The organism is Colwellia sp. MB02u-10, assembly GCF_014077185.1.
In the GTDB taxonomy this organism is placed as follows: domain Bacteria; phylum Pseudomonadota; class Gammaproteobacteria; order Enterobacterales; family Alteromonadaceae; genus Cognaticolwellia.
Genome location: NZ_JACGVK010000132.1, coordinates 48,125 through 63,798, shown reverse-complemented (window position 1 = coordinate 63,798; position 15,674 = coordinate 48,125). Strand labels below are relative to the sequence as shown.

Sequence of the window (15,674 nt, the reverse complement as noted above, 5' to 3'; positions counted from 1 at the left end):
ATTAAAAAATATAGCTAAGTGAGTAATACCAAGAATTTCAGCTTTTTTGACAACAAATACTCGTTAATAAAGAGATAGTGATGGAAACAATCAACACCACAATAATTGATTATCAACATTATTTAACAGCAACTGAAATTGCTGCAATTGAGCATGAGGCGAGTATTATGGAAACGCGCGAAGCTGCTGGTATTGAAGCACTTAAAGTGGTGCAAGCACATCGTGGTTGGATCAGTGATGAAAGCTTATTTGCCATTAGTGACTTGTTAGCTATTCCCGTTGCCCAACTAGAGGGTGTGGCGACTTTCTATAATTTAATTTACCGACAACCTGTTGGTCAAAATGTTATCCACTTGTGTGACAGCATCGCTTGTCATTTAACTGGCGCAGGCTCAGTGCTTGTCGCGATTAAACAGTACTTAAACATCGATTATGGCCAAACAACAACTGATGGCAAATTCACGCTACTTTCGAATGCTTGCTTAGGCGGTTGTGATAAAGCGCCCGCGATGATGATTGGCATCGAGCATTATCAGCACTTAAGCCCAGAAAGCGCTGTTGATATTTTACAACAGCTTGCGGCTAAGGGAGAAGTAAATGGCTGAGTCGATATCTAATAATAACATCAAGCCGTTAACCCAATGGGTAAATCTACAGCAACCGTTGTCATTTGATGCATATTGCCAAGCGGGTGGTTATCAAGGAGCAAAAGTAGCGCTAGAACATTCGCCAAACGACGTATTAGAGATCGTTAAAAACTCAGGTTTAAAAGGGCGTGGAGGTGCTGGTTTCCCTACGGGTATGAAATGGAGTTTTGTGCCTATGTTTACTGATGGTGATGAAGAGGCGCCGGATAATAAATATTTAGTCGCCAATGCCGATGAAATGGAGCCTGGGACATTTAAAGATAGGTTTTTACTTGAAGGTGTGCCACACCAGTTAGTTGAAGCTATGATTATCGCGGCTTACACCATAGGCGCGAACAAAGCTTATATTTTTCTGCGCGGTGAATATTACTTAGCGGCAAAGCGCTTACAAGATGCCATTGACCAAGCGTACCAAAATAATTGGCTCGGTGAAAAAATTCAAGGCAGCTCATATTCAATGGATTTATACATCCATTGTAGTGCTGGTCGCTATATTTGTGGCGAAGAAACCGCCTTGATAAATGCGCTGGAAGGTAAGCGAGCAATCCCTAGAGCCAAGCCGCCATTTCCGCAAGTCAGTGGTTTATTTGGCAAACCTACCATAGTCAATAATGTTGAGACCTTATGTAATTTACCGCACATTTTAAAAAATGGTATTGCATGGTTTCAGGCTATTTCTCCTAACAGTGATGCCGGTAGTAAAATTTACAGTGCTTGTGGGCGGGTGAAAAATTCGGGCTTGTGGGAACTTCCTATGGGGCCAACCTTGGGGGAGGTGTTATATGACTATGCAGGTGGTATGCAAGATGGCTTGAAATTTAGAGGGCTACTACCGGGTGGTGCATCGACTGATTTTCTAGTGGCAGAGCATTTAGATACGCCAATGGATTTTGACTCCATCGCTAAAGTGGGTAGTCGTTTAGGCACGGGTGGCTTGATTGTTTTAGATGATAAAAACTGTCCTGTGGCTATGGTATTAAATTTGATGCGCTTTTTTGCCCAAGAGTCTTGTGGTTGGTGCACGCCTTGTCGAGATGGCACGCCTTGGGCTGTTGAAGTGTTAACACGTATTGAGCATGGCCAAGGAAAAATAGAAGATTTAGACACCTTAGCTAAGCTCTGTGATTTTATGTGGATAGGTAAAACCCATTGCGCCTTGGCTCCGGGAGCCGTAGAGCCGCTAAGAAGCGCTTTAAAATATTTTCATGATGATTTTTTGCAGCATATTGAACATGGCTGTTGTCATTATAATCCATCAATGAGCGCTAAACGCACTAAGATATCTCAAGCTCAAGTGACAAATATTAAAAAACATCAGTCAGTTAAATCACCTCAGTCACCTCAGTCAACAAAGGTAGGGCAATAACATGAGTGAAAAGAAAGTCACTATTTTCATTGATGACATGCCTTACCAGCTCAGCACTGAAGACAATTTGCTGGCTGGGGTGTTATCACAAAAATTAAATTTACCTTATTTCTGTTGGCATCCGGCTATGGGCTCGGTTGGCGCTTGTCGTCAGTGCGCTGTTACGCAGTTTCAAGATCAAGTGGATCAACAGGGCCGCATTGTTATGGCTTGTATTACGCCAGTTACTGACGGTATGCGCATTAGTATCAAAAATAAAGCGGCTAGTGAGTTTCGCGAACAAGTTATTGCCGCGATGATGACTAATCATCCTCATGATTGTCCTGTTTGTGCTGAGGGGGGCGAGTGCCATTTACAAGATATGACGGTAATGACCGGCCACAGTGTACGAGAATATCAAGGCACAAAACGCACATTCACCAATCAATATTTAGGCGAATTGGTTGGCCACGAAATGAACCGTTGTATTACCTGTTATCGCTGTACGCGTTTTTATAATGATTATGCGGGCGGTAAGGACTTTGGGGTTTATGGTTCAAAAAACCAAGTGTACTTTGGTCGCCAGTCCGAGGGTGCTTTGGAAAGTGAATTTAGCGGTAACTTAGTGGAAGTTTGCCCAACCGGCGTGTTCACCAATAAAGTTTTCTCATCGCACTATACCCGTAAATGGGATTTGCAATCTGCCCCGTCGGTTTGTAGTCATTGCTCTGTGGGTTGTAACCTAAGTATTGGCGAACGCTATGGTTCGGTACGTCGGGTGATGAATCGCTATAATGCTGATATTAATGGCTATTTCATCTGTGACCGCGGTCGTTATGGTATCGGCTTTGTTAATGGCGAACAGCGTATCAGACAAGCTAAAGGTATTGCGCAGCAGTCACCTGTAGCCTTAACTAGATTAGATGTTGCTAAAGCTTTCTCGCATTTTAGAAAAAAACAATTTCTCGGTATTGGCTCTGCTCGTACCTCATTAGAAGCGAACTTTTATTTAAAAAATATTGTCGGCGCTGAGCAATTTAGCCCTGGCTATAACGATGAAGAAATGAAAGTGGCGGCACAACATGCGCAATTACTGACCTCAAACAAAGCACCCAGCCTTGCTGAGATTGAAGACAGTGACTTTGTTTTTATTATTGCTGAAGATATTAGCCAAACTGCGCCAAGAATGGCCTTGTCGGTGCGTCAAGCATTGCGTAATGCCGCTAAGACTAAAGCCGAAAAAATAGGTATTGCATCATGGCAAGACAGCGCGGTGCGAACCATTGGCGGTAAGTTACTGTCACCGTTATTTTCCCTGCAAAGTACCAGTACTAAACTCGATGATGTTTGTCAGCAAGCATTACTTTTACCTGTAGAGCAAATATCAAAATGTTTAGCGACACTGGAAAAGCTTTTACAACGGGGCAATGATCAAACGATTAACCATGACCAAGTTTTAGCACAAGCCGTTAAGCACTTAGCTGAGCAAGATCAGTTGAGCGTCACTGAACAAGACTTTATTGCTTCAGTTTATAAAGCCTTGCGTAAAGCCACTAAGCCATTGTTTATTTCAGGTACCAGTGGTGTTTGTGCCAAAGTACTGAGTAATATTGCCAATTTAATGTTGACGTTTAAAGCGCAAAATAAGCTGATAGCGCCAGGGTTAATTATTGTGCCGCCGTGCAGTAATAGTGTTGGGTTATTATCAATCTTAGATGAAAAATCCTTGTCTATTGAGCAAGTTTTAGCAGAGCTTAATGACCCAGATAAAAGCTATCAAGGATTGATTCTACTCGAGCAAGAACTAGCAAATCTCTCAGCTGTTCAAATCACGCAGTTACGAAAATCTGTGCAAACCCTGATTGTGCTAGATCATTCAGCACACCGGCTTTCAAGTATCGCCGATATTGTTTTACCTGTTGCGGCGGTTAGCGAAGGAGATGGTCATTATGTTAATTACCAAGGCCGAGCCCAACAGTTTTTTCAAGTGCATCCTCCTGTTCTGCCCATACAAGAAAGCTGGCGTTGGTTAGATAATATTGCCGATATTGTCGGTATAAAAGTTACCCGTAAAGCCTCAGGCGCAGGTGACCTTGAGTCAAATGACTATACTCAAGTTGTGGCTAAAAAAACTCCTTATGAATCACTGACTCAGTTGCATCAATTTTTTATTGATACTTATGCTCAATGGCCAAAGTTAATAACAAAAGAGGGAGATAAAACACAGCGTGATAAGAGCCAGCAAAAAGCCATTGCTAGAATGAGTCACCGAGCCAGTGGCCGAACAGCTCAAATGGCTAATATCACGGTACATGAAGCAAAAACCACCCAAAAAATTGATGATAACTTTACTTTTTCAATGGAAGGTAAAGCTGCTGGACAAGGTAGCGATATGCCCTTTACTTGGGCGCCAGGGTGGAATTCAAATCATGCGATTGGCCAATTTCAAACAGACATTAATGGTGCTTTATTGAAGGCAATAGCCGCGGTATTTATCCCACTATCAAGCGCATTAGCCAACAACCCTTACTGGCGATTAACTAAGACTATTAAAAATAGTACTTTTGAAAGTGATGCTGATGACAGTACGATAGCTAAAAATAAAACGGCTAATCACTTAACTTATGTTCAACAAAAAAATGTTTATTTCAGTGAGTGGCAAGCATCGCTCACCGCTGAATTTCAAATGTTGCGACAAAGTAATCGAATCTATATTAATGCTAAGACAGCTCAGCAAGCCGAGGTTACAACAGGCCAATGGGGTAAAATTATTTTTTCAGCGACAAACGAAAAAATGCTATTGGTTAGTCAAACTGTCATCAGTCAAATTTTTATTGTTAATGATTTGCCTGACACTTTAGTTTTTGGCAACTTCGCCCTCTGTCAGTCGTTGCACCATCAACTAGAAATGACAATATCTTTAGCGTGTGAGCAAGAAATTGCTGATTACCTTGCTCAATTTAATGATGCGTTAATAGCGGCGAAAAAAAGTAAAGAAAACATACTTGAGAGCTTGAAAATAAAGGATCAAACCATTCCAATTCGACTGTTCTCAGGAGGGTTGAATGATGGCTGACATGCTTTGGAAACTATTTGAAATAACCACTATTATCGCCTTGCTTATCCCTATAGCCGCGATGTTGGTATGGGTTGAGCGCCGAATGATAGGTATCTGGCAAGACCGTTGTGGTCCAAATCGTGTTGGGCCATTTGGTGTTTTACAATCATTGGCAGATTTATTGAAAATTCTGGGTAAAGAAGATTGGATCCCGCCTTTTAGTGATCGTTTAGTCTTTGTGCTAGCACCCGTGATTGGTGCTATGTGCGTCTTAATGAGTTTCGCTGTAGTCCCGTTTTCTCCAAGCATTGGCGTTTCTGATTTAAACATTGGCTTACTATTTTTTCTCGCTATGGCTTCGCTCGCTGTTTACAGCGTGGTGTTGGCGGGTTGGGCGTCAAACTCTAAGTATGCGCTGTTAGGTGCCATGAGAGCGGCGGCTCAAACTGTTAGCTATGAAGTGTTTATGGGCTTGTCTGTCATGGGCGTGGTGCTACTAACCGGTAGCTTTAATTTGCGTGAAATCGTGTTGGCACAAGCCGATGGCTGGCTTATTCAATCACAATTTGTTGGCTTTTTTATTTTCTTAGTGGCTGGTATTGCTGAAAGTCACCGACTGCCTTTTGATTTGCCAGAAGCTGAAACTGAACTCACTGCGGGTTTTCATACCGAATATTCTGGGCTGAAATTTGCCTTGTTTTTTCTCGGTGAGTATTTAAGCGTCACCTTAATATCAGCCATGTCAGTGGTGCTGTTTTTTGGCGGTTGGTTAATGCCAGAGCCGCTTGCTTCATGGTTGCCTCCGCTACTGTGGTTTATTATTAAAATCATGCTTTTTGTGATGTTTTTTATTCTTCTTAGAACATCGCTGCCACGACCACGTTTTGACCAACTACTCAAGTTTGGCTGGGTCGTTATGTTGCCTTTAGCGTTATTAAACCTTTTGGTCACCGCAGTATTGCGCTTAACGGGAGTGCTATAACTATGATTAATTATCGGCAAACTTATGCGGTTACTTTTAAGGCAAACGGGGGCGATAATGTTTAGTCAACTTCGAACCATTTGGTTAGTGCTTAAACACACATTTACCAAAGCCGATACGGTCCAGTATCCAGAAGAAAAACCTTATTTAGCACCCAGATACCGAGGTCGCATTGTGCTGACCCGAGACCCTGATGGCGAAGAGCGCTGCGTTGCCTGTAACCTTTGTGCGGTGGCTTGTCCGGTTGATTGTATTGCCTTGCAACAAGTGGTTGATGACGATGGCCGTAAACGTGCTGATTTTTTTCGTATTAATTTTTCACGTTGTATTTTATGCGGTTTTTGTGAAGAAGCTTGTCCGACCTATGCCATTCAGTTAACCCCTGATGTGGAATTGGCAGAATACGATAGGCAAAACTTAGTCTATGAAAAACAGCACCTACTGATTAATGGTCCAGGTAAATATCCAGATTATAGTTTTTATCAACAATCAGGTATTGCGATTGCAGGTAAAGGCAAGGGACAAGCGGAGCAGGAAAGGCCACCCATTGATATTAAAGGATTAATGCCATGAGTTGCGAACTCTTTATGTTACATAAAGCTAAAGATAGCGCTAAGGAGAGAGAAAATGTTAGCTAATTTAACCTCAATTGAAAGCTTATTTTATCTTGCTGGTTTGGTCGCTGTTATTGCTAGTTTAAAGGTGGTTACTGGTCATAATACCGTGCACGCTTTGTTGTATTTAGTGGTGTCGTTATTAGCTGTTGCGGTTTGCTTTTATTTAATGGGAGCACCCTTTGCTGCTGGCTTAGAAGTGATTGTTTATGCAGGTGCAATCTTAGTATTGTTTGTTTTTGCTGTACTGATGTTTGGCTTAGGTAAAGATGAAACAACAAACGCACCTAAAAATACAGGTTTAGCTAATATGCTGGGCGCGATCTTGTTGGCGCTTGCGCTGTTAGTAGAAATTATCGTTATTATCAATAATGCCGATATGCAGCAAAACTTACAAGCCACGGTTATTAATTCAAAAACGGTGGGAATTATGTTGTATGGCCCTTATTTACTTGCTGTTGAAATTGCTTCATTTCTGCTTTTATCAGGTTTACTCGCTGGTTATCATTATGCAAAACCTGATGTTACTGGGGGGTCATTATGACCACTATTCCCTTGTTTCATGTGCTTATTTTATCAAGTCTATTATTTGCCATTGGCTTTGTTGGTGTGGTGGCAAGAAAAAACACGTTATTTATCTTGATGAGCTTAGAAATTATGCTAAATGCTGTTGGCGTTGCCTTTATCGGTGCAGGCAGTGTTTGGCAACAAGCGGATGGGCAGGTGATGTTTATTTTAATTTTAACGCTTGCCGCTGCCGAGGTTGCCGTAGGGTTAGCGTTATTAATCCGTATGCAAAAAAAATATAACTCTTTAGATATTGATTTGTTAAATCAGATGAAGGGGTAATGATAGTGCTATTAGCGAGTTTACCTTTTTATCCCTTAGTGAGCTTCCTCGTGTTAATTGCTTTTGGCAAAAGACTGTCATGGCGGCTTGCGGCTACCGTTAGTGTCAGTAGCATGGCACTAACGGTATTAGTTAGCGCGATATTATTGTTTGAATTATCCATTAGCCAAAACCAAGTGCTAAGTGTCAATCTTTGGCATTGGTTTGATTTATCTAATCAAATGGGAACGGGTGAAGTTAACGTGCGCTTTTACCTTGATGGCTTATCCGCTGTTATGATCAGTGTTGTTAGCGGTGTGGGTTTTCTTATTCATTTATTTGCTGCTATTTACATGAAAGCTGATGCTAATTTCTCACGTTTTATGGCGTATATGAACCTATTTATTGTCGCTATGTTGATATTGGTCTTAGCGGATAATTTAGTGCTGCTATATTTGGGCTGGGAAGGTGTGGGTTTATGTAGCTTTTTATTGATTGGCTTTTGGTATCAAGAAAAAAACAATGTTTTAGCTGCGCGTAAAGCTTTTATTGTTACCCGTATCGGTGATACCTCGATGGCGATAGGCTTGCTGTTAATGTTTAATACCTTTGGCGAATTAAATATAGCCGCGGTAACAACACTAGCTCAACAAGCCAATATGGTTACTGACCCTAATTCTGTTTCTAGTGCAGAGCAAGCCAAAAATATTTATTGGATTGCCTTATTATTGCTTGGCGGCGCTGTGGGTAAATCAGCACAATTGCCACTGCAAACTTGGCTACCTGATGCTATGGCAGGGCCAACGCCAGTGAGCGCCCTAATACATGCTGCGACTATGGTCACGGCCGGGGTGTATTTAATTGCCCGTATGCATGGCATTTTTTTATTAGCACCTGAAGTAATGAATTATGTCGCTTGGTTGGGTGCACTGACCTTATTACTCGCCGGCGTTGCTGCACTCGCGCAAACTGATATTAAACGAGTTCTAGCCTATTCAACCATGAGCCAAATTGGTTATATGATGCTGGCGCTTGGAGCGGGTGCGTGGTCTGCTGGCGTTTTTCATTTAATGACGCATGCTTTTTTTAAAGCGCTGCTGTTCTTAACGGCAGGTGCGGTTATTTATGCGTTACATCATCAACAAAATCTTTTCAAAATGGGCGGTTTATGGAAGCAGCTACCTTTTGAAACGAGTTTATTTGTGGTGGGTTTAATTTGTTTAATGGCGCTACCTGGTACTTCTGGTTTTTTCTCTAAAGAAGCGATTATTGCCCAGCTTTGGTCGTCCAATACGGCAGGGCCGATGTTATGGTGGTGCGCTATTTTAGGGGCGTTATTAACCAGTATTTATAGTTGTCGGTTATTTTTTCTCGCTTTTCTGGGTACGGAACGCTGCAGTGAAAAACCCCAGGCTGAAAAAAATGTATTGCTGCGCAGTGCATTGATTATTTTGGCCTTGTTATCTTTATTTGGTGGGCTTATTCCGCTTGATCTTACCTTGGTGTTTTCAGCGGCTATTCAAAGACCTTTAGTACAGTTGATTGAGCCTACTTGGTTACATAGCCTTGCCATAATAACGCCATTTGTCGGCATACTATTTTCTTGGTTTTATTTCAAAAATTATCGTCTTTCGCCGCTTAAAGGTACTGAGCATCATATTGAGGCGAGTGAAGGTAAATTTGTGCTGTTCTGTCGTCAAGGATTAGGTTTTGATGCTTTTTATAATGCGCTGTTAGTTAAGCCTTATCAGTGGCTTGCCCAAGTAAATAAACGCGATATTTTTGACCAAATTATTATGCTCAATGCTTGGTATGTTGGGTTATGGCACGATAGCTTGATTCTGGTGCAAAATGGTAGTTTACGCTGGTATTTAGCGGCTTTTGGACTAGCGATAATCTTGCTATTAGGAGTGAGTTTCTTATGACAGTAACTTTAATTATGCTGGCATTAGTTATTGCGGGTGCATTGGCTTGGCGAGGTGAAACATACTGGCAAGGTAGTGCTAAATGGCTAGCGCTAATTAGCTTAGCGTTATTAGCCACAGTTTTTGCGGTCTTTGTTATCGACTACGCTATTAATCACAATAATGACTTTGCGCAGTTACAGGTATTGAGCCGAGTAAATTGGATTCAAACCTTTAATATTCAATATAGTATAGCCCTTGATCAGTTGAGTATTGTATTAATAGCGCTGACCTGGCTGTTAGCGATTATTTGTGTGTTAGTTTCTTGGCATGAAATTAAGCACCATGTTGGTTTTTACTATTTTAATTTACTGTTAACTATTGCGGGCATTATTGGGGTTTTTGTTGCGGTTGATATGTTTCTTTTCTTCTTTTTTTGGGAAGTTATGTTACTGCCGATGACCGCTATTATTGCTATTTGGGGCCATGAAAAAAGACATTTTGCTGCGTTAAAATTTTTCATTTTTACCCAAGTGAGTAGTTTATTGATGCTAGTGGCTATTATTGCCACTGGCTATTTTCATTTATTACAAACGGGGCAGTTAAGTTTTTATTACCTAGATTGGTTGATGTTGGATATACCGCTGTCCATGAGTCAATATTTAATGTTAGGTTTTTTTATTGCTTTTGCGGTTAAGTTACCTTCTGTGCCTTTGCACACTTGGCTACCTGACGCGCATACCCAAGCGCCAACAGCGGGCAGCGTATTACTTGCCGGCGTATTATTAAAAACGGGCGCTTATGGCTTAATTCGTTTTGTTATTTTTTTGTTCCCACAAGCCAGTACGCAATTTGCCCCTATTGCAGCGACATTGGCGGTGGTAAGTATTGTGTATGGTGCGAAAATGGCTTTTGCCCAACAAGATTTTAAACGTTTAGTGGCTTATAGCAGTATTAGCCATATGGGCTTTGTCATGTTGGCACTTTTTGCTTTTAATAGTGCGGCTTATCAAGGGGCTATTGTGACTATGGTTGCGCATGGTCTGAGTAGCGCTGCTTTATTCGCGCTCGCAGGCATGATTTATCAACGTATTCATAGTCGAGATTTGGCCGATATGGGCGGCTTTTGGCAAAGTGCACCTCGTATGGGGGGATTTGCTTTGGCCTTTGCGGGTGCTGCTTTTGGTTTACCGGGTTTAGCTAATTTTATCGGTGAATTTTTCAGTCTAGTGGGTGTTTTTCAAGTCTTGCCTGAATTTGCCATTATTGCTGCTCTTGGGCTTATTGGCTCAGCTATTTATGGCATGGTGCTGTTTCAATCAAGTTTTCAAGGTACGCCAACACAAGACATCATTGATCTACAGCCTAGGGAGCTGATTATTTGTGGCTCATTATTATTGATGCTATTAGCCATTGGTTTATATCCAAGGCTATTGCTTAAATTCTCATTTGGAGTCTAGTGATGATATCTATAGCAAATAACACTCAATCATTGCTAACCACGGCTATGGCAGGTGCAATTTTACCGCAACTGATTATTGCCTTTGGCGTAACATTAGCCTTGTTATTGGTGGCTTGGAAAAGATCGCAACGCACCATTGTACTATTTACCTTTTTTATACTTTTCGTTTCATTGATAGCCAATGTGAGTTTGCTATCAACTCAAGCAAGCCAAGCAACCCAAGTTACACAGCTGTTAAAAGTTGACGGTTACAGTATTTTTGCTTTTAGTTTGATACTGATTTCAGCCATGGTGGTTTTACGCATGAGCCATAGTTTCCTAAAAGTCCATATAGAAGTGCACGACGAGTATTACTTATTATTATTGCTCATGGTACTAGGGGCGGGGATTTTGGTTACTAGCGACCATTTTGCTAGCTTATTTTTGGGCTTTGAGCTGTTAAGCATTAGTTTAGTTGGCTTGGTAGGATATCATCGTGAAAGTAAGTATAGCGTGGAGAGTGGTTTTAAATACTTAGTATTAAGTGCCACAGCCTCGAGTTTTATGTTGTTAGGCATCGCTTTTATTTATAGCGTTACCGGTAATTTGAGTTTTAATGGCGCGATACCCAGCGAAATATATCATCAGCAAGGCTTAGGATTTTTTTTTCAGTTAGGGCTATTGTTATTTGTTTCTGGTATTGCCTTTAAATTATCAATCGCGCCTTTTCACTTCTGGACACCTGATGTTTATCAAGGTGCACCAACACCAGTTACGCTATTGATGGCAACTATTTCGAAAGTCGCTATGTTCGTGGTTTTTCTTAAATGCATTATCGCTCAGCGATATTTATTATTAGAAAATTTTCAAATGTTTTTGATGTCATTCGCCGTAATTTCAATGTTACTGGGCAATGTAATGGCGCTTAAGCAGCAAAACTTGAAGCGCTTGCTAGCTTATTCATCGATCGCCCATATGGGTTATCTACTGATTGTAGTCATTGTTACTTCTGAGCAAAGCTTGGCGTTTACTTGGCAAAGTAGCTTGTTTTATTTAGCGGCTTATACCGTCGCCAACCTGTCCATTTTTATCGTTATTGCCTTAATTCAACAGCAAAACACCCGTCTTTCTTATCAAGAAGATATTTCACTGAACGATTTACAAGGCTTATTTTGGCGAGCACCGAGTTATGCGGTGCTGATGATACTAGGCTTGTTGAGCTTAGCGGGTATTCCTCTAACTATGGGCTTTATTGGTAAGTTTTATATTTTAAGCCAAGCCACCATTGCCCATGCATGGTGGTTAATTACGATGCTTATTATTGGTAGTGGTATTGGTTTAGCTTACTATCTGCCAATGATCTTTAAAATTTTTGCCGATGCGCCTGCAGTTAACGGCAAAACTAATGAAGTCAGAAATCATGTTATAGAAATGGTATTAGTCTATAGCTTCATTACATCAGGCTTGATCTTTGGCATTTTTCCTGAGGTGATTAATCAACTTATCAGTTCTTAGTTATTAATTACGAATTCGCTAATTAATTGTTATTTTAACCAAAACATATCAACTCTGAGTATCTATATAAGAATACTTATTCTTAAATTACTAATAGTATTGTCTTTTATTTTTTGGCGCGATTTTTGATTGTATGGTGCATACAATTAAAATAATCGATAGTTTACCAGGAAATAGACCAATGAAATTAGCTCAAGTATTACTTTTTATATCAGGTGCAACCTTTTTAAGTGGTTGCATTGTTCTAGCAAGCCCTTCTCATGCTAATTACCATAGCCAACAAGAACTAATGATTGATGCCCAAATGCTCACCACATTAAATGTCGAAGCAGGTGCGGGCTCTTTGGTTATTTCGGGATCTGAACATGTGACAGAAATTACTGTGGTTGCTGATATATATGCAGAAGATCGTGATGCAGATGACTATCAATTAACCTTAACTCAGTCAGGCAAAAGTGCGACTTTAGTGGCTAAAATTAGCACTAGTGGTTTTTGGCAGGGTGATTCTCCACATATTGATATTAAAGTAACGATACCAAGCCACCTAATGTTGAAAGTTGATGATGGCTCTGGCGCTATAAACATCAGCAATATTAATGGCGCAGTTGCAGTGAAGGACGGTTCAGGTGAACTGACTATAAAAGGCATTCACAATGATCTTCATGTTAACGATGGTTCAGGTGACCTTTATATTAGTCAGGTAATTGGCAATGTAACTATTGTTGATGGCTCTGGAGAAATAGAGATTAATGACCTTAATGGCAATCTTGATATTGACGATGGCTCGGGTAGCATTTATGTAAAAGGTGTCTCAGGTAATGCTGTTTTTGAAGATGGCTCAGGTGACTTAACCCTGAGAAAAATAGATGGCATAATAACTATTGATGATGGCTCCGGCGATATTGATGTAGAGCAAGCTGGCGGTTTAAAAATACTTGAAAGTGGTTCAGGTGGCTTACGTGTGATAAAGGTAAAAGGTGGCTTTGAAATCGATAGTTAACTGAGAGCACTTAAGTGATCGATTTTCGTACAGAACAGTTTGGAGTGTCTATTATAGATGTTTTAAGCTGTTTTTAATGTTTAATAGCGTTTAACACACATTATAGCTTGTATAAATTAACTGTATCTGTATAATGCGCGCCTCTGTAATCGTCAATCAAAAAAGTTTCCAAGTGAAACTTAGCGAATTACAGAAGTTTAAAATGAGTGGGGTATATCCGCCCATAGACTTGCCCAGTTAACCTTTCAACGTTAACGTATGAATGTGCCTTAAGTCTTCCTGGTGGTTTCCTCGTATATGTACGTAGGAATTTTGGCGCATAGCCAGTTTCTACCATGAGAAGACAAAAATTATATGACTGATCTTAACAACGCCTCTGTAGGCTTTGACGCCCTTGGTTTGCCTGAAAACTTAGTATCTGCTGTAAAAGCACTAGGTTTTGAATCATCTACTGCAATTCAAGCGCAAACAATTCCCCCTTTACTTGCTGGTAAAGACGTCCTTGGTGAAGCGCAAACAGGTACCGGTAAAACGGCTGCATTTGGTTTGCCTGCACTAGCAAAAATTGATGTCACTATTCGTAAACCACAATTAATGGTTTTAGCGCCAACGCGTGAGTTAGCGATTCAAGTAGCAGAAGCAATTGAAACATTTGCACAACACATGAAAGGTTTACGTGTTGCTACTTTATATGGTGGTCAATCGTACCAGCCACAATTTCAACAACTAGAACGTGGTGCACAAGTTGTTGTTGGTACCCCTGGTCGTTTGATGGATCACTTACGTCGTAAGAGCCTTAAACTAGATAACTTATCATTTTGTGTGCTTGATGAAGCTGATGAAATGTTAAACATGGGCTTTTTAGAAGACATTGAGTGGATCCTTGAGCATTTACCAAAAGAAACACAAATGGCATTGTTTTCTGCAACTATGCCAGCGCAAATTCGCAAAGTAGCGAATCGCTTTTTGAAAAATCCTGAGCATATTAAAATTGCGGCAGTGAAAAAAGAAAAAGCCAATATTACTCAATATGCATGGAAAGTTAGCGGCATTAACAAAATGACAGCTTTGGAGCGTATTGCTGAAACTGTTGAATACGATGCGATGCTAATTTTTGTACGTACTCGTAATGATACTATTGACGTTGCTGAAAAATTAGAACGTGCAGGTTATGCTTCTGTTGCCTTAAACGGTGACATGAACCAAGCACAGCGTGAACGTACTGTTGACCAACTTAAATCAGGTGTGTCATCAATTCTTGTAGCAACTGATGTTGTGGCTCGTGGTCTTGATATTCCTCGTCTTTCATTAGTTATTAACTATGATTTACCGGGTGACAACGAAGCTTATGTTCACCGTATTGGTCGTACCGGCCGTGCAGGACGTAGTGGTACAGCAATTTCATTTGTTCGCCCACGTGAAATGTATTCTTTACGTCATTATGAACGTTTAACCTCTGGCACAATTGCTATGTACGACTTACCTAATATTCAAGAAATAGGTAAAGCACGTATTGAGCGCACTTCTACTGAGTTAGCGAGTATTGTTGCTGATAAAGAATTAACCGCAATGCGCGAAATTATTGAAACTATGGCGAGTGAGTCAGAACTTTCAATGACAGATTTAGCGGCAGCGTTACTTTATCACAAACAGTTAAAGCAGCCTCTACAGCCTAAAGAAGATCCAAAGCCTCGTCGTGATGCACGTGAAAGAAATGATCGTGACAGCAAAGGTGGTGAAAGTCGTGGTGCTCGTAATGACAGCCGTGGCGGTCGTAATGAAGCCCGTGGCGGTCGCAGTGAAGCCCGTGGTGATAGTCGTAATGAGAACCGTCCAGAACGCGCTCCTCGTAAAGCGAAAGTTGCACGTTCAGATGTCGATTGGCAGACTTACCGTCTAGAAGTAGGTAAAGAGCACGGTGCACGTCCTGGTGATATCGTTGGTGCTATTGCTAATGAAATTTCATTAGACAGCAGCTACATTGGCGCAATTAACTTACACGACAAACATAGTTATGTGCAATTACCTAAAGGTATGCCTGACAAGTCATTTACGCAATTAAAGCGTGTTCGTGTTCGTCGTCAAGCATTAGAGATTACGGTTTCTGATACTCAGACACCTGCAGCATCGTCTGAGCGTCCACGTAAAGAGCAACATACTAGCAGCTAGTTTATTTAAATAGCATGCTTAAAGCGCTAATTCTTCACTAGAATTGGCGTTTTTTTTGCCTGTAGAATTCAGCTCAAGCAGGGGATCTCTTAATAGCAGTTTCATTAATTATTGGGTCTACTTTATCGGCAGGTAAAACAGCCAAATACAGGCATTTATTTATTAAATAAA

12 protein-coding genes are annotated in these 15,674 nt (G+C 40.9%); all 12 read left to right on the top strand.

All coding sequences use genetic code 11. The annotated features are described in order from the left end of the window. Positions 1-80 precede the first annotated feature (80 nt). The 12 genes from nuoE to H4J59_RS13710 all read left to right on the top strand — a co-directional run bounded on the left by nuoE (position 81) and on the right by H4J59_RS13710 (position 15,503). Positions 81-605 (top strand): NADH-quinone oxidoreductase subunit NuoE, encoded by a 525-nt coding sequence (gene nuoE / locus H4J59_RS13765; protein WP_182240254.1) that lies wholly within the window; start codon positions 81-83, stop codon positions 603-605. Next, positions 598-2,013: an NADH-quinone oxidoreductase subunit NuoF gene (gene nuoF / locus H4J59_RS13760; protein ID WP_182240252.1), complete on the top strand. Its 1,416-nt coding sequence runs from the start codon at positions 598-600 to the stop codon at positions 2,011-2,013. The genes nuoE and nuoF overlap by 8 nt, the downstream gene beginning before the upstream one ends. Before the next feature lies 1 nt (position 2,014). Then, complete coding sequence (nuoG, locus tag H4J59_RS13755; protein ID WP_182240250.1) at positions 2,015-5,068, top strand: NADH-quinone oxidoreductase subunit NuoG; 3,054 nt, start codon at positions 2,015-2,017, stop codon at positions 5,066-5,068. Beyond that, positions 5,058-6,032, top strand: a complete 975-nt coding sequence (gene nuoH / locus H4J59_RS13750; protein WP_310733195.1) for an NADH-quinone oxidoreductase subunit NuoH — start codon at positions 5,058-5,060, stop codon at positions 6,030-6,032. Before nuoG ends, nuoH begins: the two co-directional genes overlap by 11 nt. A 57-nt stretch (positions 6,033-6,089) precedes the next feature. Next, positions 6,090-6,605, top strand: a complete 516-nt coding sequence (gene nuoI / locus H4J59_RS13745; protein ID WP_182138316.1) for an NADH-quinone oxidoreductase subunit NuoI — start codon at positions 6,090-6,092, stop codon at positions 6,603-6,605. A 54-nt stretch (positions 6,606-6,659) separates the two neighbouring features. Then, positions 6,660-7,190: an NADH-quinone oxidoreductase subunit J gene (gene nuoJ / locus H4J59_RS13740; protein WP_220469826.1), complete on the top strand. Its 531-nt coding sequence runs from the start codon at positions 6,660-6,662 to the stop codon at positions 7,188-7,190. Continuing rightward, positions 7,187-7,495, top strand: a complete 309-nt coding sequence (gene nuoK / locus H4J59_RS13735; RefSeq protein WP_182240248.1) for an NADH-quinone oxidoreductase subunit NuoK — start codon at positions 7,187-7,189, stop codon at positions 7,493-7,495. Before nuoJ ends, nuoK begins: the two co-directional genes overlap by 4 nt. Continuing rightward, entirely contained in the window at positions 7,495-9,399 is a 1,905-nt protein-coding gene (nuoL, locus tag H4J59_RS13730) for an NADH-quinone oxidoreductase subunit L (RefSeq protein ID WP_182240246.1), read from the top strand. The genes nuoK and nuoL overlap by 1 nt, the downstream gene beginning before the upstream one ends. Further along, positions 9,396-10,838, top strand: a complete 1,443-nt coding sequence (locus H4J59_RS13725) for a NuoM family protein (protein WP_182240244.1) — start codon at positions 9,396-9,398, stop codon at positions 10,836-10,838. Before nuoL ends, H4J59_RS13725 begins: the two co-directional genes overlap by 4 nt. A 2-nt stretch (positions 10,839-10,840) precedes the next feature. Further along, the gene (locus tag H4J59_RS13720; protein WP_182240242.1) at positions 10,841-12,334 is read left to right on the top strand and encodes an NADH-quinone oxidoreductase subunit N; all 1,494 of its coding nucleotides are present in this window, start codon (positions 10,841-10,843) and stop codon (positions 12,332-12,334) included. Between the two features lie 181 nt (positions 12,335-12,515). Beyond that, on the top strand, positions 12,516-13,334 hold the full coding sequence (locus H4J59_RS13715) for a hypothetical protein (protein WP_182240240.1): 819 nt from the start codon (positions 12,516-12,518) through the stop codon (positions 13,332-13,334). Between the two features lie 354 nt (positions 13,335-13,688). After that, the gene (locus H4J59_RS13710) at positions 13,689-15,503 is read left to right on the top strand and encodes a DEAD/DEAH box helicase (RefSeq protein ID WP_182240238.1); all 1,815 of its coding nucleotides are present in this window, start codon (positions 13,689-13,691) and stop codon (positions 15,501-15,503) included. The last annotated feature ends 171 nt before the right edge of the window (positions 15,504-15,674 follow it).

Bases quoted from the DNA above. Each gene is read 5' to 3' on its own strand.
- nuoE (WP_182240254.1), top strand. From the start codon at position 81: ATGGAAACAATCAACACCACAATAATTGATTATCAACATTATTTAACA.
- nuoF (WP_182240252.1), top strand. From the start codon at position 598: ATGGCTGAGTCGATATCTAATAATAACATCAAGCCGTTAACCCAATGG.
- nuoG (WP_182240250.1), top strand. From the start codon at position 2,015: ATGAGTGAAAAGAAAGTCACTATTTTCATTGATGACATGCCTTACCAG.
- nuoH (WP_310733195.1), top strand. From the start codon at position 5,058: ATGATGGCTGACATGCTTTGGAAACTATTTGAAATAACCACTATTATC.
- nuoI (WP_182138316.1), top strand. From the start codon at position 6,090: ATGTTTAGTCAACTTCGAACCATTTGGTTAGTGCTTAAACACACATTT.
- nuoJ (WP_220469826.1), top strand. From the start codon at position 6,660: ATGTTAGCTAATTTAACCTCAATTGAAAGCTTATTTTATCTTGCTGGT.
- nuoK (WP_182240248.1), top strand. From the start codon at position 7,187: ATGACCACTATTCCCTTGTTTCATGTGCTTATTTTATCAAGTCTATTA.
- nuoL (WP_182240246.1), top strand. From the start codon at position 7,495: ATGATAGTGCTATTAGCGAGTTTACCTTTTTATCCCTTAGTGAGCTTC.
- H4J59_RS13725 (WP_182240244.1), top strand. From the start codon at position 9,396: ATGACAGTAACTTTAATTATGCTGGCATTAGTTATTGCGGGTGCATTG.
- H4J59_RS13720 (WP_182240242.1), top strand. From the start codon at position 10,841: ATGATATCTATAGCAAATAACACTCAATCATTGCTAACCACGGCTATG.
- H4J59_RS13715 (WP_182240240.1), top strand. From the start codon at position 12,516: ATGAAATTAGCTCAAGTATTACTTTTTATATCAGGTGCAACCTTTTTA.
- H4J59_RS13710 (WP_182240238.1), top strand. From the start codon at position 13,689: ATGACTGATCTTAACAACGCCTCTGTAGGCTTTGACGCCCTTGGTTTG.